This is a genomic window from Psychrobacter sp. Ps7, assembly GCF_022129225.1.
GTDB lineage: Bacteria > Pseudomonadota > Gammaproteobacteria > Pseudomonadales > Moraxellaceae > Psychrobacter > Psychrobacter immobilis_A.
On record NZ_JADQAH010000011.1, the window covers coordinates 23,452 to 40,858 of the forward strand.

16 protein-coding genes are annotated in these 17,407 nt (G+C 44.2%); 2 read left to right on the top strand and 14 right to left on the bottom strand.

What is annotated here, in order from left to right; genetic code table 11:
* Positions 1–84: 84 nt before the first annotated feature.
* The 5 genes from sstT (I3257_RS05785) to I3257_RS05805 all read right to left on the bottom strand — a co-directional run bounded on the left by sstT (I3257_RS05785) (position 85) and on the right by I3257_RS05805 (position 5,931).
* Positions 85–1,287 carry a serine/threonine transporter SstT gene (gene sstT, locus I3257_RS05785; protein ID WP_238049092.1) on the bottom strand — a complete coding sequence of 401 codons (1,203 nt, stop codon included), beginning with the start codon at positions 1,285–1,287 and terminating at the stop codon, positions 85–87.
* Positions 1,288–1,502: 215 nt separating this feature from the next.
* Positions 1,503–2,705: a serine/threonine transporter SstT gene (gene sstT, locus I3257_RS05790; RefSeq protein ID WP_238049093.1), complete on the bottom strand. Its 1,203-nt coding sequence runs from the start codon at positions 2,703–2,705 to the stop codon at positions 1,503–1,505.
* 213 nt (positions 2,706–2,918) lie between these two features.
* Complete coding sequence (locus I3257_RS05795; RefSeq protein WP_238049094.1) at positions 2,919–3,407, bottom strand: DNA polymerase III subunit chi; 489 nt, start codon at positions 3,405–3,407, stop codon at positions 2,919–2,921.
* Between the two features lie 36 nt (positions 3,408–3,443).
* Positions 3,444–5,123, bottom strand: coding sequence for a leucyl aminopeptidase (locus tag I3257_RS05800; protein ID WP_193008392.1), 1,680 nt, complete (start codon positions 5,121–5,123; stop codon positions 3,444–3,446).
* 187 nt (positions 5,124–5,310) lie between these two features.
* Complete coding sequence (locus tag I3257_RS05805; protein ID WP_193008393.1) at positions 5,311–5,931, bottom strand: cysteine hydrolase family protein; 621 nt, start codon at positions 5,929–5,931, stop codon at positions 5,311–5,313.
* 576 nt (positions 5,932–6,507) lie between these two features.
* On the opposite strand from I3257_RS05805, the gene lptF reads away from it, so the two are divergent.
* Both lptF and lptG read left to right on the top strand, forming a co-directional pair.
* Positions 6,508–7,803: an LPS export ABC transporter permease LptF gene (gene lptF, locus I3257_RS05810; protein WP_193008394.1), complete on the top strand. Its 1,296-nt coding sequence runs from the start codon at positions 6,508–6,510 to the stop codon at positions 7,801–7,803.
* Positions 7,803–9,029: an LPS export ABC transporter permease LptG gene (lptG, locus tag I3257_RS05815; RefSeq protein ID WP_238049095.1), complete on the top strand. Its 1,227-nt coding sequence runs from the start codon at positions 7,803–7,805 to the stop codon at positions 9,027–9,029. The genes lptF and lptG overlap by 1 nt, the downstream gene beginning before the upstream one ends.
* Before the next feature lie 78 nt (positions 9,030–9,107).
* Here lptG and I3257_RS05820 read toward each other — a convergent pair whose 3' ends face one another.
* From I3257_RS05820 to recN, 9 genes are all read right to left on the bottom strand, one after another.
* Positions 9,108–9,716 (bottom strand): methyltransferase, encoded by a 609-nt coding sequence (locus I3257_RS05820; protein ID WP_193216891.1) that lies wholly within the window; start codon positions 9,714–9,716, stop codon positions 9,108–9,110.
* 140 nt (positions 9,717–9,856) lie between these two features.
* The gene (locus tag I3257_RS05825) at positions 9,857–10,993 is read right to left on the bottom strand and encodes an SEC-C metal-binding domain-containing protein (RefSeq protein WP_226950278.1); all 1,137 of its coding nucleotides are present in this window, start codon (positions 10,991–10,993) and stop codon (positions 9,857–9,859) included.
* 2 nt (positions 10,994–10,995) lie between these two features.
* Positions 10,996–11,934 carry a site-specific tyrosine recombinase XerD gene (xerD, locus tag I3257_RS05830; RefSeq protein ID WP_238049096.1) on the bottom strand — a complete coding sequence of 313 codons (939 nt, stop codon included), beginning with the start codon at positions 11,932–11,934 and terminating at the stop codon, positions 10,996–10,998.
* A 24-nt stretch (positions 11,935–11,958) separates the two neighbouring features.
* The gene (locus tag I3257_RS05835; protein WP_238049097.1) at positions 11,959–13,161 is read right to left on the bottom strand and encodes a class I SAM-dependent methyltransferase; all 1,203 of its coding nucleotides are present in this window, start codon (positions 13,159–13,161) and stop codon (positions 11,959–11,961) included.
* Positions 13,162–13,281: 120 nt separating this feature from the next.
* Positions 13,282–13,608, bottom strand: coding sequence for a sulfurtransferase TusA (gene tusA, locus I3257_RS05840; protein ID WP_201615150.1), 327 nt, complete (start codon positions 13,606–13,608; stop codon positions 13,282–13,284).
* A gap of 60 nt (positions 13,609–13,668) precedes the next feature.
* Positions 13,669–14,148, bottom strand: a complete 480-nt coding sequence (locus I3257_RS05845) for a hypothetical protein (protein ID WP_238049098.1) — start codon at positions 14,146–14,148, stop codon at positions 13,669–13,671.
* Positions 14,149–14,240: 92 nt separating this feature from the next.
* Positions 14,241–14,768 (bottom strand): Holliday junction resolvase RuvX, encoded by a 528-nt coding sequence (gene ruvX / locus I3257_RS05850; protein ID WP_238049123.1) that lies wholly within the window; start codon positions 14,766–14,768, stop codon positions 14,241–14,243.
* Positions 14,769–14,876: 108 nt separating this feature from the next.
* Complete coding sequence (locus I3257_RS05855; protein WP_045443003.1) at positions 14,877–15,440, bottom strand: YqgE/AlgH family protein; 564 nt, start codon at positions 15,438–15,440, stop codon at positions 14,877–14,879.
* 147 nt (positions 15,441–15,587) lie between these two features.
* Positions 15,588–17,267, bottom strand: a complete 1,680-nt coding sequence (recN, locus tag I3257_RS05860; RefSeq protein ID WP_238049099.1) for a DNA repair protein RecN — start codon at positions 17,265–17,267, stop codon at positions 15,588–15,590.
* Positions 17,268–17,407 lie beyond the last annotated feature (140 nt).

Genomic DNA, 17,407 nt, shown 5'->3' on the forward strand with positions numbered 1-17,407 from the left:
TTTTATTCAGTACATAAAAAATCAGCACAAAAAAAAGGGTCTCTAAAATGAGACCCTTTTTTTTGCAAATAATATATTTAGCGTTTAACGCGCATATTTTGGATCAGCTGCTGCGGTAAACAGTACATCCGTTGAAGAGTTCAACGCCGTTTCTGCCGAATCCTGTATCACACCAATAATAAAGCCAATCGCTACCACTTGCATGGCGATATCATTTGGAATGCTAAATAAGCTTGCTGACAATGGAATTAAGAGTAATGAACCACCAGCGACACCAGAGGCACCGCAGGCACTAATGGTTGCAACCAAACTGAGTAGCAGTGCTGAGGCAAAGGTCACTTCAATACCGAGTGTATGCGCGGCTGCAAGCGTTAAGACGTTAATTGTAATCGCCGCGCCGGCCATATTAATGGTCGCACCTAGTGGAATCGTTACCGAATAAGTATCTTCGTGTAGACCCAGTTTGCGGGCAAGGTTCATATTGACCGGAATGTTGGCAGCCGAGCTACGCGTAAAGAATGCGGTAATCCCTGACTCACGCAAGCATTTGAATACTAGCGGATAAGGATTTTTGCCGGTTTTGATCAGTACAATAATAGGGTTAGCAATCAAAGCGATAAATAACATACAACCGACCAGTACCATCAAGATACGCGCATAACCTGCCAAAGCCGCAAAGCCGGTCTCAGCGACGGTGTTGGCGACCAAACCCAATATACCAAAAGGTGCTAGGGCAATGACCCACTTCACCACTTGGGAGATGGCGTCAGAAAAATCACCGACCACAGTGCGTGTGGTATCACTGGCTTGGCGCAGTGCGAAACCGATGATAATTGCCCACGCTAAAATACCAATATAGTTGGCTTCAGCGATGGCATTAACAGGATTGGCAACCAGATTTAGCAGTAGATTGGTCAGTACTTCTTTGAGGTTGGCTGGTGGGACTTGCTCAATTGTGGCGTTGACCAATACCAGTTCTGTCGGAAATAAAAAGCTCGCGCCAACAGCAGTCAGTGCGGCTAAAAAAGTGCCAAACATATACATGATAAGCACAGGCTTGACGTAAACTTCATTACCGCTGCGATGCTGGCTAATGGCCGCCATGACCAACACAAATACCAGTATGGGTGCAACGGCTTTTAGTGCTCCTACAAATAAGGTACCCAACAATCCTAAGGCAATACCGATATCTGGTGCCAACCAACCTATCAATACTCCCGCTATCAAACCGATAATAATAAGTGGTACTAGACCAATGCGCTTATACATCGCAAAAAATGAATACATCCTTACCCCGACAATCTAATGAATAATAAAAGAGATCAAGCCATTTTATGTTTTTTGCTTTACTAGTCTCATACTCATATACAGGTAAGATTCGTAAAACAGAATAAAAATGGGTAAATTATAACCAAAAAAAGGGCAGTTAAGCCCTTTTTTTATTTTTATACCTATCAATTAAGGTGATTGGCTTGTTATGGTCGTCTTAAACAGACCCAACATTAGCGTGCATATTTTGGATCAGCAGCGGCAGTAAACAAGACGTCTGTTGATGAGTTCAATGCGGTCTCTGCGGAGTCTTGCAGCACACTAATAATAAAGCCAATAGCCACCACTTGTAGCGCAATATCATCAGGAATATTGAATAAACTGGCCGCCAAAGGAATGAGTAGTAATGAGCCACCAGCGACGCCAGAGGTACCGCCAGCACTGATTGTAGCGACTATACTTAGCAGTAATGCTGAGCCAAAGGTCACTTCAATACCGAGTGTATTCGCGGCTGCAAGGGTTAACACATTAATAGTAATAGCGGCACCTGCCATATTAATAGTGGCGCCTAATGGCAGGGTGACTGAATAAGTATTTTCATGTAACCCTAATTTGCTGGCAAGGTTCATATTGATAGGAATGTTGGCAGCAGAGCTACGGGTAAAAAACGCAGTAATACCAGATTCACGTAAGCAGGTGAATACCAGTGGATAAGGGTCTTTACCCGTTTTGAAATATACGAGGAGAGGGTTAGTCACTAAAGCAATAAACAACATACAGCCTATCAGTACTAGCAAAATTCGTGCATAGCCCAATAGCGCAGCAAAGCCAGTATCAGCGACGGTATTGGCGACTAATCCCAAGATACCAAAAGGTGCTAGCGCGATGACCCATTTGACTACTTTTGAGATGGCATCTGCAATGTCATTGACAGTGCTGCGAGTCGTCTCGCCAGCTTGTCGTAGCGCAATACCCATAATAACGGCCCAAGCTAATATACCGATATAGTTAGCATTGGCTAGGGCAGCAACTGGATTGGCGACTAGACTGAGTAATAAATTGTTAAATACTTCCTTTAAGTTTGCTGGCGGTACTTGCTCGATGGTCGCATTCACTAACGTCAATTCGGTTGGGAATAAAAAGCTGGCACCAACAGCGACCAAAGCGGCTATAAAAGTGCCTATCAGATATAAAAACAGCACCGGTTTTACATAGACCTTATTACCGCTACGATGTTGACAGATAGCTGCCATCACTAAGAAAAATACCAGTATAGGGGCAACGGCTTTTAGGGCACCTACGAACAGAGTCCCCAAAATACCTAAGGCAATACCTACACTTGGCGCTAGCCATCCTATCAAAGTACCTAGTACTAAACCGATAACAATCAGCGTTACCAATCCGATTCGTTGGTACATCGCTATTAATGAATGCATTTTTACCCCTTTAGTCTATTTGGAAATAAATATTAGCTTAACAATCGTTAGCTTAACGACCGAAGGATGTTAGCATTTTTTGTGATAAGCGCCTACTGACTGATTTTATAAGGCAGTAGGCAATAACGTACTTATAAGCCTCTAAGAATTTTAAAAGTCGACATTTAAGCACAAAAAAACGCCATGACTGGCGTTTGATTTTGTAATAGAAGATTAAACTTTGAAATGGGTAAGCTCATAGCCGAGTTGCTGGTAATGCTTATATTTAGCGCGTCCTGCCTCAGTGCTGACATTATCAGGTTTGATAAGCTCTAAAATACGAGTTGGCAATGTATTGCTGGTAGCATTTATATAGTCATTAACGGGACGTATCGTAGTATTGAGTACGATCCCTTTAAAGTCGGCTGGCATATAGCTGGCAAGCAACACTGGTGCTAATAATTGATTATTAATATCAGTATGAACACCGTCAATATCGGCGCCTTCAGGATTAGAATCTAAAAGGCGTTGATGCGGTATAAAGCTCGTATCGTCTTGTGCCCAAAGGGCTTCATCAAGCGTCGACAGCAATGCATCGTTTTTTTCGATAAGAATCAATAACGACTGGCTGCTTTTATTGAGCGCCGTCTGGGTCAGCTGACAAATAAAGCCCAAGAAATCTTGGGCTTTATTCTCAGTTAATACATAAAAGCTAACTTTCATAAAGTGGTTTTCATTGAATGGTGATTCATCAATAGATTATGCCATATTTGCGCTATTTTTTAGGTATTGCATGAATAATGGCACTGGACGACCAGTCGCGGCTTTGTCTTGACCTGAAACCCATGCCGTACCAGCGATGTCTAAATGCGCCCATGCTTGACCTTCTTCGATGAAGCGCGATAAGAAACAGGCAGCAGTCACAGCGCCCGCACCTTTACCACCGATATTTTGAATATCAGCGATAGGCGAGTCAATCTGCGCTTGATATTCGTCATCCATCGGCATGTGCCAGATTAGGTCGCCCGATAAGTTACTGGCGTTTTCTAAGTCAAACAACACATCTTCGTCATTACTAAAGACTGCCGAGCGTACATGACCCAACGCAACCACACAAGCACCAGTCAAGGTTGCGACATCAATGATGGCTTTTGGCTGATAATACTTCTGCACGTAGCATAAGGTATCGCACAATACTAAACGACCTTCAGCATCGGTATTCAGGATTTCAACGGACTTACCGTTCATTGCTATGATGATATCGCCAGGGCGCGTTGCCTCTCCTGATGGCATATTTTCAGCACAAGCTAGGGCACCGACGACATTGATCGGTAGACGCGCTTCACATAATGCTTTTAGAGTACCAAGTACCGCAGCAGAACCGCCCATATCAAATTTCATCTCATCCATCGCCGCACCCGGCTTGATTGAGATACCACCTGAATCGAAGGTAACACCTTTACCGACTAAGACGATAGGGGCATCATCGTGTGCACTTTGGGCATTGTCTTCGCTATTCTGTTCAGCATTTTTAGCGGCTTTTTTGCTAGCAGCTTTGGTTGGTAATTTATCAGCCAACGCTTTTAGACCGCCAGCGACTTTTGCGCTGTTGGTGGTGGCTTTGCTAATATCGCTATCAGTATTGGCGCTAAAGTTAGACTTGCCGCGATACTCCATGAGTACCAGTTTGCCTTCTTTGGTAGAGCCTTGCGCGACCGATAAGAAGCAGTTCATACCCAGTGCTGACATCTCGTCTTCACCAAGTACCGTTACTTTTAAGAGGTCAGGATAAGTGGCTGCCAATTCTTGTGCTTGTTCTGCCATATATGCTGGGAAACAGATGTTACCCGGCTCATTGGCAACATCACGGGTCAAGCTTTGACCAGTAAAGACCGCTTGTGCAAAGTCTAACGAATCTTCTAAAGATGGCTCTGCCAATAAGTAGATATCCGTTAAAACAGGCGTTTGCTGCTCAGATTTGTACTTGTCAAAACGATAGCTTGCTGCCAGTAGGCTCAGCGCAAATTGGCTAAACTGGTTTTCTTCTAAGCTATCGCCCAGCACTACAGTGATAGAGTCGACGCGTTTTTGGGTGCTCTTATAAATGGTCTTAGCAATTTTTTCTAGAACGCTATGACGCAATTTATCAACATTACCCACACCGACCAATAATAGCTGTACTGGATTTTCTTTGGTGGTTTTCTTATCACCCGCTAGCGCATAGTCAGCGACGGTTTCGCAAGCTTTGCCGTTAAAGTGCGATACTTCAATCAATTGCTCAATACGGGTTTGATAATCGCTCAATACTGACTCAGCTAAGATATTTTTTTGATCATCGATTAAGACGACGAGGCAGGCCGCGTCTTTACTTTTCGCTTCTTTTTTGAGGATTTTTTGCGTATGGGTTTTTGGCAGTGTTTGGGTTAATTTAATATTCATATATTTATCCTTATTGGGGTTATGACATTATAGTTATGACGTTAACGCTATGAAAATGGCAGATTTTTTTAATTGCTGATACCTGTTAAATTATCAGATTGTTTGGCCAATCAAGCAATCGCAATAGTGTAGCATATTGCGAGGTGAGTGCGCAGTGAGCAAGGTTGTCATGGGTTCGAACCGCTTATTAGCTATTAACTAACTCATCGGTTGCTACTAAAGCGGCAAATCTATCTTGCAGTGCTGCCATGGCGGTAGCATGCATGGTATCAGCGCTGATTTTCTCTTTTTTATAGTCAGGCAGGTCGCGAGTGGCACAAGCATCATGGCAAACAAAACTGTCAAAGCCTAAATCAAAGGCGGCTCTCACGCTTGAGCTAACACACATATGACTCATAAAACCTGCAAAAATAATTTGCTGTTTTTGTGCAGCTGAAATAAGCGCTTGCAGCTGGGTATCATGAAACGCATTGGGATTTTTTTTGACGATGACGGTTTCGCCATCCTTTGGTTGTAATTCAGCGGTAATCTCGACGTTAGATGATAAAGGATCAAAAACATTGCCATTATCTGCGCCGTGATGGGCGATATGGAAGACAGGGACGTTCTGTTTACGAGCTTTATCTAGCAATAGACGCGCATTTGCAATGGCGTTCGTACCAGCTTGCCCCAATGGCATCGCCCCATCGACATATTCGTTTTGATAATCAATAAAAACCACGGCGCAATTTGACCAATCGAGCGTATCAAATTGACCGCCAGCAAGTTCAAGTAAAGTAGAAGGGGTAGAACCGAGTTTATTTGTCATTAATATTCTCCATTGGGCGAGCTAATTAGGAATTTTTAGTTTTCTCAGTTTAACAAGTAATTCTAATGGTGCGAGGGCAGTGATACGAATGACACACAAAGGTTTCCAAATGACATCAAGTAAAAAGGTCGTGCAAAGACTTAATAAAAAGGCTTCTTAGATAAGACAAACTAATGAGTTAAATGCTCGTTATCCTTTTCATAATCCTTTTCATATCTTATCTATTATTAGTGAGCCATACAGCGTTATAGCAAGATGGACGCAATGTTTGCAAACACATTTCACAGCCATTTTTGAGCAAAATATGCTAGGATTAGCGGTTATCTTTATCGCTAATTTTTACAGCATGTCGCTAACCCGTCTCGCAGATATTTTCATATTTTTTGCCGTTGCTTTTAAGGCTGTTTAAGTATCTGATTGAGCAGCACGGTCTTGTATTTCTATTGTCCAGTTATCGGTATCAGCTATTGTATTTAGAGCGGTCCATAATTGTCAGTGTTTGCCAATAAAGCTGCGATAAATCGTGCGACTATCAACCTTTTTAAAAGAGTGCCCATTGTGATATTACGCCGCTATATGACTCAACAAGTTGCCTCAACGACCGCATTGGTCTTGGGGTTTTTAGTGGTGATGATGCTGGGCGGTCGTTTGATCCGTTACTTTGGTATTGCCGCAGAAGGCAATTTAGATATCAGCTTGTTATTTACCATCATTGGTTATAATTTGCCCTACTTTTTAGAGCTTATCCTGCCATTAGCATTTTTTATCGCTCTCATGCTGGTATTCGGGCGGCTGTATGTCGATCAAGAAATGGCGGTGATTAATGCCAGTGGGGTGTCGCGTGGTAAACTTGCCCGTTTGATGACGCCTTTAATATTGGCATTGTTCGTTGGGGAAGCGGCTTTATCTATCGTTGGTAAACCGTGGGGCGTACGCTCATCGGAAAGTGTCTGGCAACAGCAAGCATTGACCAGCGCGTTTGATTTGATTCGTCCCAATGAATTTATTAGTAGTGGCAATTATCATTTGTATGTGGGCAGCTTGAGTGATGATAAAAAGCAATTGCAAGATGTGATATTGATTCAATCTGAGCCTGAAAAAAAGGGCAGTGCCGCTAAAAATAACACTGCCAAAGAGGCTGCCGTCGATGTTAAAAACACCATCGATCCCGAAACAGCTGAGCAATTAAATATTTCAGACATGCCAAATATGCCAACGGCGATTACTAATAATACCAACATCAGCAAAGATACTATTACGTTGGCTAAGCGTGCCGAGCAAGTAGACACAGGTAATAGCGGTGTGACCCAATTGGACTTGTTCCAAGGACGGCGTTATGAAGTCGGTGCTGGCAGTCTGAAATATAATCAAGTGGGCTTTGATCGTTACCGCATTACGTTGACAGAATCCTCAAAAGAAGTCATCAACGAAGATAATATCGAAACGCAAGCGATTGGACCATTATGGCAAGCCGCGACGGGTGGTACGGCAAGTAGTGGCAACTCGCTGCGTGTGGCACAAAGTGAGCTTGGCTATCGTCTAGCATTGCCGTGGTTGATGATCATTGCACCAATGCTCGCTGTACCACTGGCGCAAGTACGTCCGCGTCAAGGTCGCTGGTTACGCCTTTTCCCTTCTATTTTATTGTTTGTCAGCTGTGCGCTGGGTATTATTTCACTCAAAAACGCTGTGAGCAAAGGCAGCGTGAGCGTCTGGGCATATGCGTGGCTCATTTTAGGGTTTATGGCATTGGCACTTTATATGAATTGGGGTAGCCGTGTGCAGCATCGATTACGCTTTCGCAAACCGAAGAGCACGCCTTTAACGGTTGCCGATCATCAGAGCAGTGGCTCACAAGGAGGGCAGTCCTAATGAGTGTCTTATCTTCTAAATCTTCCAATCCTGACTCGCAAAACGCTCATGATAAGTACGCTCGCAAACCTGCCAAACTAAAAGTGCTGAGCCGTTACGTCAAGCTGAACGCTTTGCTCGCAATCGTCGGAGCTGTCATAGGCTTGTGGGCATTACAGCTGGTATTCTCTTATTTGTCTGAGCTGGATTCGTTAGATGATAGCTATACGATGGGCGAGGCGATTAAGTATATTTTTTATCGCTCGCCTTATTTTTTAGAGCAATTTATTCCCACTGGCGCATTGCTAGGTGCAGTGGTTGGCTTGGGCTTGCTTGCCAATAAAAGTGAGCTGGTCGTGATGCGCGCCGCTGGCGTCAGCGTTTATCGTATCGTCGGTTGGGTATTGCAGCCTGCTTTGATTTTTGTGTTGCTCGCATTGATTATCAATCAGTTCGTGCTGCCGCACTCTAATCAATTGGCAAAAGAAATCAACGATGAAGACAGCAGTTCATTGGTCACCTCGGTACGCGGTTATTGGACGTTGCAGCCACGCTTTGAGAGTACAAAAGACGGCAGTGCCAAGCCAGATGGTAGCGATATTTTGTATATCGATTATGCTGATGTACAAGGTAATATCGGTGAAGTTAAACGCTGGCATTTAGACAATAATGGCAATCTGCAAACGGCCATTCACGCTGAGGGTGGTAAATATATTGGTCGTGAACCTGTTAATCCTGCCAGCAGCAAACCGAGCGAGCAATATCGCTATGAGTGGCAGCTGAACAACATGACCAAGCTGATGATTAATCAGGGCTTTGAGAGTAGCCAAGCCATCTCACCGTCAGATACTTTAAGCCTGCCCTTTGCCCCTGAATCGGTATATCTGCTTACCCGTAAAGCCGAAGATTTGTCATTGACTCAGTTGTATGAGCATCGTCAATTTATGCGTCAACAAGGCACGCGCTCGTTAAGTCATGAGCTGGCTTTCTGGCAAAAACTGCTCTCACCGCTATCAATTTTATCGCTGGTGATTGTTGCTTGCTCATTCGTCTTTGGCTCACTGCGTACACATAGCTTGGGCTTGCGTATCGTCGTGGCATTATTGTTTGGCTTGCTATTTAGTTATGTGCAAGACTTGGTTGGCTTTGTCTCATTGGCGACTGGATTTTCGCCGTTATTAATGGTGCTATTGCCTATTATCGCTAGTGCGATATTGGGTGGATATTTGCTTAAACGGCAGATGTAGCGAGATATCATTTGCCATAAAGAAGCCCGCTAAAACTATATGTTTTAGCGGGCTTTTATTTGTGTCATCTTCAAAAATCTAGTCTTTGGTCGCCATCGTAATCGTATAGGTTTTGCCTTGCTTTATTTTGTCGCTATTGCCAAACACTTCGGTAAACGAGCGCTTCACAAACTGACGTAGGCCATTGATTGTCACCACATAAAAACGCCCACCTTTACGCATACGGGCATAGGCATCGAGGAAATATAAATAGTGCTGTTCTTTACCTACTTTGGCTGGCAAGTTTGACATTACCAAGCTAAAGTCTTTGTCTTTTGCCACATGGTTAAAGCCGTTCGATAAATGCACATCGACATTTTTTAGACCATTCTTCTCACAATTTAGGCGTGCATATTCTACCGCCATAAAATCTTTATCAATCAAGGTATGCAGACCGTTCGGACATTCACGCGCCGCCGTCATGCCAAGGACGCCATAGCCACAGCCCAAATCGATCGAATCGTCATCCGCTTCAAAGTCAATATAATCAAGCAGCATCAAGCTACCGTCATCGAGCTTTTGCGGTGAAAAAATGCCCCATGTGGTCGAAAAATCAAATGGCTTACCCAGTACGTCTTGGCGAAAGTTAATATCTTCACGCCAATGTTGGGCATTTTTTAGTAGGTCAGCAGGTGGTCTATGGCTCATGAGCTTCTCGGATAATGGATAAGTAAAAGGTGGTGCATTGCTCAGTTATGCAGCGTGCACATCATACGCGTATTGTAACGAGAAAAGGGTAGGTTTGCAGCATGCTATTGTGGGAAATTGTGGTTGGGTCTAGTCGTAGGCTAGGCTTTATAAATATCTTCGATATTCCAACCTGAAAACTTAACACTATTATCAGCAAGAATATTTCTAGGTACATCTTCAAATAAATCTGAGCCTATACTGAAAAGCTCTTCAATTTTGTCACGCTGTATATCACTTAAGTTTCTCCACCAATCAGGAGAAATAAAAGAATTCTCAGCAGAGCTAAAGAAGAAGTTAACTAAGTAGCTGAACATATCTTTCTTATCTATCTCTAGTAAAGAGTTAATGAAATTATCTATCACTTTTGCTTTTTTTAACCAACTAAAAACTACAAAACCTTTCCTATTACTTGAAAAAGCATTGAATACTAGGTATTCAGGCTTTACCTCTAAATTTGATAAATCTTGTATGTGTTTTCCATTGAAGTCTTGTGTAGGATTAACTGCTGATGAAACTGTAATTGGTATCGGTGATGAGGACTCCATAACTAAGAAATTATAAGAGCGACTGCCTTTGCTTAAAAGTTCAAAATCTATATCATTTTTAATTATATATAAGTCATTAATTGCTGCTTCTAAGCCTAACTGATAAAAGAAATTCTGTTCTTGAATGTTTATTTGAAATACAAGATGTCTTCCTCGATCCATGTTTTTGACAAAATCTGCGACCTCTAAAGCATTCTCTTTAGCATAAATCTCTTTAGTTACTGCTCTATAAGTTAGTGCTATACACTGTTCTTGTGTTCCTAAAAATGGCATATCCTCAAAGCATGAAAATAACTGTTTATCGTGCTTTGAACAGAAGCCCTTGAAAGTAGAAGCTTTACTTATACCTATTTTTTCAAACCTTAGTTTTCCTTTATTTTTTCTATAATTCGCTAAATTCTGTTTTAAACCTAAAACGTGGTTAGTACTATCGGCAATATCAGTTAATCCACTAGATTTGGAGACAGTATGAGCTTTTATTATCTTTGTACATTCTGATTGTAACTCTTGAGGTGCATAGCAAGCTTCTCTCTTTGATATATTTTGCTCATATTCAATTACTTCGCCTGTAGAAATAGGTTTTTGATTTTCGCGATCTAGATGGCAACGTTTAAATTTCAAGCCTGAACCACACCAACATTGATCATTACGACCCAATTTGAGTATTTCATTGATATCAAATGTCATCATAGCTAACCTCTCGGATGATGCTCCGCATGCAATTTCTGCAATCTCGCCGTCGCTACATGGGTATAAATCTGTGTGGTTGATAAATCACTGTGCCCAAGTAATAACTGCACGCTACGCAAGTCCGCGCCATGATTCAGTAGATGCGTGGCAAAAGCGTGGCGCAGCGTATGCGGTGATAGCTCTTTATCGATACTGGCGACTTTGGCGTATTTTTTAAGCAAATACCAAAAATTCTGCCGTGTCATGTAACCACCTTGCGCCGTCAAAAATACCGCTTGGCAGTTTCCTGACTTCAAATGCGCAATCAAATCACCACGAGCATGCGTTAGATAATCTTCTAGCGCATCGCTAGCATATTCGCCGAGTGGTACTAAGCGCGTTTTATTCCCTTTGCCCGTGATTTGCAGCCAGCCAGCGTTTAGATTCACTTGCTCTAATGAGAGATTAATCAATTCGCTCACACGCAGCCCGCAGGCATATAGCACCTCTAACATGGCTTTATCACGCAGTCCGAGCGCGGTGCTGGTATCAGGTGCGGCAAGGAGATTATCGACATCTGCTTCTGCTAAGTCTTTGGGTAGTGGACGACCAAGCTTTGGGCTTTTGATACGCTCGCAAGGATTGTCTTCACGCAGATTACTGGCAATCATCCACAGATAAAACTGACGCAAGCTTGAGAGCATACGTGCTTGGGTACGTGGGGTTTTGCCATCTTGAGTAAGCGTTGATAAGCAGTGCAGCACGTCATCAGGCTGCCATTTAGTTAGGGCAATAAGATTGGTCCGCTCGCAAGAGCGCAGGTCGCGGACATAAGCATTACGAGTACGCGTTGCTAGACCACGTGCCAGCATGGCTTGACGAAACTCAGTGATATAACTGGGTTCGTCATCTACTGCTAGCGCCTTAGGTTGGCGCTGTTGCACGGCACGATCACGGCTCATAACTCAGTACTCGGTGGTTGAATGTTAGATAAGCGTTAGACACCATAATGAAGTGACTTCAGCACTGCGCGCGACATGTAGAGGGTCAGTATCATCTTGGCTGCGACCATGCTTAGGTTGGGTATCCAGACGATATTTTACGGCCAATCCAGCATCGGCAAATAAGCTTAATAACTCATCACGGGTGCGCAGTTTCAGGTGCTCTGCCAAGTCTGACATTATTAACCAAAGCTCTCCGTGCTTAGCTAAGTGCTGTTTGGCTCCTTGCAACACCCCGCGTAGCATCGCGCTCTTGGCATCATAGACGGCGTACTCAAGAGACGAGCTTGGCTTAGCAGGTAACCAAGGCGGATTACAGACAATCAGATTGGCGAGTGGTGCATCAGTCGGGTACAAATCCGCTTGTTGCAATTGTACGGCAGGTAACTCTAAGCGTGTAAAGTTCTCATTGGCACAGGCCAAAGCACGTGGATTCAAATCCGTGGCTATCACTTGCGGAACACCGCGCTGCGCCAAGATAATAGCCAGCAATCCCGTGCCGGTACCGATGTCATAGGCGACATCATGGATCGCTGGTAGCGGTGCATCGAGCAATAGCTGCACATACTCATGACGGGTTGGTGCAAAGACGCCATAATGCGGGAAAATTGATAGCCCTAAGCTGTCTATGGGGACGCCTTTTTCGCGCCATCCTGCTGCACCTAATGCACCTTGCAAGTCACGAAACGACAGTACACAAGACTCATCCATTGCCTTATCTAGTGGGCCAAAAGCGGCTGTACAAGCTGCACTCACATCGGGCGCGCGGCGTAGCTGGCTGACATAATTGGCATCAAGCTCTAGTAGCAAACGGCTTAATATGCGCGAACGCTGCGCTTGCAGTTGGCGCTGTTGATGAAATAGATTAGGTATTTCTTTAGAGCTGACTAAATCAGATTTTGTTGTAGATTTAGCCGCTTTTTTTGCTTTACGCAGCTCAGAGCGCTCATTGGTACGATCTATGCGACGACCGAGCGCTTGTAGCAACTGGCGTGCATTATGAAAATCACCGCGCCACAGCAGTGAGCTGCCTTCGCAAGCTGAGCGGTAAGCATCATCTGCGGTCGTTGTATCATCGACCAACACAATGCGCGCAGGCGGCATATGATTGCTTTCAGACAACCAAAGAGCATTACGTAGAGTCTCGTTTTCTTGCCATTGTACATACTGCTTTTCTGTTTGTAACACGTAATAGCCTACCTTTTGTGAAAGATACTTCGCTTAAAATACAAAGATACCTTTGTATTGTTTATTGCGCTGTCAATGTTCTGCTGTGATCAATGCTTTGCTGCGGTCACTTGAGTGCATTTAAGCGCTTTTTTTCTTAACCAGATAACGATAAAGAGTGGCGCTGATTGGTGCATCCTCATCGCCAGCGACCATTATTTCATCGGGATCGACGTTTAGATTTACATTTTCAGCAAGCGTTTCTTGCTGCACAAGCTCATGTCCCAAATGACGACAAAAATTAGGAATGTCACGAGTGGTGGCTGGGTCGGTGGCGAGTATTTCAATCACCTCGCCAGCATCAGCGTTACGGATGGTTCGATGCAGCATCATGACTGGCTCAGGGCAAATCAGCCCTTGAGTATCTAAATAATGATTGATCGTCGTCTGCGTGGTAAAAGTGCTCATAGTAGTCATTTAAATCGATAATATAAGGTGAAAGTTTTTTGTGTCATTTATAAGTATGCTTTACGCTTCTTCAGCGATGTCAGTGTCTTTTTCTGCTTCTAGAAAATTAAAAAAGCGCTTAAAACTCACTTTAAATAAAAACGCCACACCTAGCCAACAAGATAAGCCTAACCATGCGGTATCAGCGAATAATAAGCCACCAACCAATATGATGGTCGATACGCCAATGCTCATGGCAATCATCGACGCTTGGTTTAAGCGATAACGATAAATCACCAGCGCATCATAAATAGTAATAGGAATCGTAAGCGCAACCAAGGCATAAGGCAAGTTATAGAAAAGTTGATACAGCAGTTGATTGTCATGAAAGGCTTTGATACTGGCAATGGTGCCAAAGACCATAAAGGCGAGAATAGCGGCATAAATGAGATAAATCGCTATTTGATTCGCTCGCTGTGCGCCTTTGATACGGGCGATGGCAAGCGGCGAAAAACCATGTTGCGATTTGTTTTGCAGGGAGTGGTCTGAGACAGTGGTCATAATAATCAGGTATTTATCCGTGTAGAGTGGCGATATTTCAGAATTGGCAGTGTTTTAATGAAGAGTGTTTTAACAGCAGGTTTGTCGCTGACTTAATCGGCTTTGATAGCGTCGATGGCGATACTGCTACTGGGATCAGCGAAATAAGTCGACATCAGAATGCAGGCAGAGATGTCATCAATTGGGTCGCGTTCATGCTTAATCCAACCATTATCCCAAGCGATCTCACGTGCCTCGACTGAAGTCAGACGCTCATCACAAAGACTCACGACCACTGGTAGATGCTGTTCCATGACTCTATGTGCTAGACGACGAGCGAATTTATGCGCACGCTTAGACAGCATTGAGCTGCTGCCATCCATATTAAGCGGCAACCCAACCACCACTTTTGCCACGCCCCAGACTTTGATAATACCTAGTAGATTGTCCCAATCTGGTTGACCATTATTCATCGCTAAAATATCAAAGGCACGCGCAGTCTCGGTAATGGTGTTACCTAGCGCCATACCCATCTTTTTTACCCCGTAATCGAGCGCCAAAATAAGATGAGGCTTAATAGCGGGTTCCGCCACAGTAGTGTCAGCAGTTTCGATTTCAATGCTCGTATCAGACTCTACCATCATTATGCATACTTCCTATTTCTATTGGGCGTGATTCATTTAGCTTAACGGCTTTAATTTAAATGCATCTTTAGTTTAAATGGATAATTTAACAATCATAACCAATCATTAAGCATGACCGATATCGCTACTAAGGTAATCAAAGTTAACGCCAATCTTATCCGCGGCAATTTGCCAGCGTTCTTCGAATGGCGTATCAAACAATAAATTCAGATCAGCAGGACAGACAAGCCAATCGCCATTATTAAGTTCCTGATCGAGCTGTTTTTTACCCCAGCTGGCATGACCCAAGCACAGCTGATAGTGGCCAACGCCTTGACCTGCGGCGATACGCTTAAGGATATCTTGACTGGTCGTGATGCAGACGTTTTCTGAAATGGCAAAAGACGATGCCCACTCAGGCTGCCCCGTATGTAGCACAAAGCCAACCTCTGGATACATCGGGCCACCCTCTAATGCCACATCTTCCATCACTTGCGCATCCGTCACCTCAATGTCTAAATCTTCTAGCAGTTTGCCCACACGTGCCTGCTCTAATGGACGATTGACCATCAGACCGAGTGCGCCATGTTTATCATGACGGCAAATATAGATCAGCGCCTGCTCAAACCTTGGGTCTGACAGTTCTGGTGCCGCGATTAAGAAATGATGGGTCAAATTGGCTTTAGACATAGAGACAAACGCACCCTAATATTGAAGGTAAAATAACAGAAATGACACACCACTATATGGCGATACTGAGGTGAAAATCAACCAAAGCAAATATTTAGCAGTGATGAGACACAGCGCTGCACAACTGGTTGATGAATGACCAAGCTTTTATTTCACATCGGTCAATAAACTACGTGCATGGTCGCGAGTGACGTCAGTGATGATCACACCGCCAGACATGCGTGCCAGCTCGTCGACTTGCGCGCTATCAGTCAGTATTAATAGCTCGCTTTCGGTCTGCTCGTCATGATGCTTTTGTACCAAAATATGCTGATGCGCTTGCGCTGCGACTTGTGCTTGGTGGGTAATGGCCAGTAGCTGCTGCGTCTGCCCAAGTGCGCGCAGTAGCTCACCGACCACTTGCGCCGTACCGCCACTAATACCGACATCGACTTCATCAAATACTAGCATCGGCTTGGCGGCATTATTATCGGCATTGGTCGCTTGCAGTACTTGCATCACCAGTGCCATTCGTGACAGCTCACCGCCTGAGGCAATCTTATGTAGCGGCTGCATCGGCATACCGACGTTGGCGCTAAATAATAAATCAATATCATAGCAACCTTGTGCATTATAGTGGCTCGGCTCGGTCTTCTTGGTAAAGACAAACTCGCAGCGGGCATTGGGTAGCGCGAGCGGTTTTAGTTGCTGCATTAATTGTTTGCTGACGATCGGCGCGGCTTTCGAGCGCTCTTTATTTAACTGAGTGGCGAATGCAAGATAGTCTTGCCATGCCTGTTCAATTTGCGCTGCCATCGCATCACTGCTTGGCTCGTTTTCTAGCTGCTCTAATTGCGCTTCCCAGCTCTTTGCTTCATCGATTAAGTCGCTCGTTGGCAAGCTATGTTTACGTGATAAGCGATGTCCTAAGCTGATAAGACTGTCTAGTGTCTGCAAGCGCTCAGGATCAGGCAGCTGTTGCTCAGCATAATCTGATAGTAATCCTGTCACTTCAGTGATTTGTTGCTGTGCTAAATGTAGCTGTTCAGACGCCTGTTCAAAGGTTTGACTGACACTCATTTGGTTATCACAAAGCTTAATCGCCTGCCCAAGCAAGGTCATAACATCTGGCTCATCCGTGTCATTGTCGAGCAGATGCAAGCCATGACTGGCCTCTATCATGAGGGCTTCGATATTAGACAGCTCTTCGTGCTCTGCTTCAACTTCTGCATAATCAACCGCCAATAACGGCGCAATATCAGCAAGTTGGCTTTGCAATAGTTGAATACGGTCTTGGCGCTGAGCCTCACGGCTCGCAATATCGTCAGCACGGCGTTTGAGCTGCTGATAGGTTTGATAGCTACTGGCAGTTTGTAAAGCTAGAGACGTAATTTGCGCCATCTCGTCCAACCATTGCACCACAAACTGCGGCTTGAGGAGCGCTTGCTGAGCGTGCTGACTATGGATATTAACTAACAATGCACCTAAGCTCTTGAGCTCCGCCAAGCTGACAGGCGTGCCATTTAACCACGCTTTTGAGCGTCCGGTATTGCTGAGCTGACGACGAATGAGGACTTCGGGTTCTTCTAATGGTCGATCATTTTTAGCGAACCACTCAGCGATGACACTGTTATGCTCCACGTCAAACTGCGCATAAATATCGGCTTGCGCCGCCCCGTGTCTGACCATCGCACTGTCTGCGCGCTCACCAACACATAAAGACAGCGCATCCAATAATAATGACTTGCCAGCACCGGTCTCACCCGTGATGACATTGAAGCCTTCAGCCACACTCAGCTCATGCTGAGCGATCAACGCAAACTGATGTAAAGTTAATGATACTAGCATCAATGCCTCTCATGACAGACAATAGACTTCATATACATCTCAAGAAGCCATATATAAAATAGGGTAGATAAGGGAGTGAAATTATTCATTTAACCGTGTTAATGAGATAAATATTATAGGCAAATAGTATGGTGTTAAAC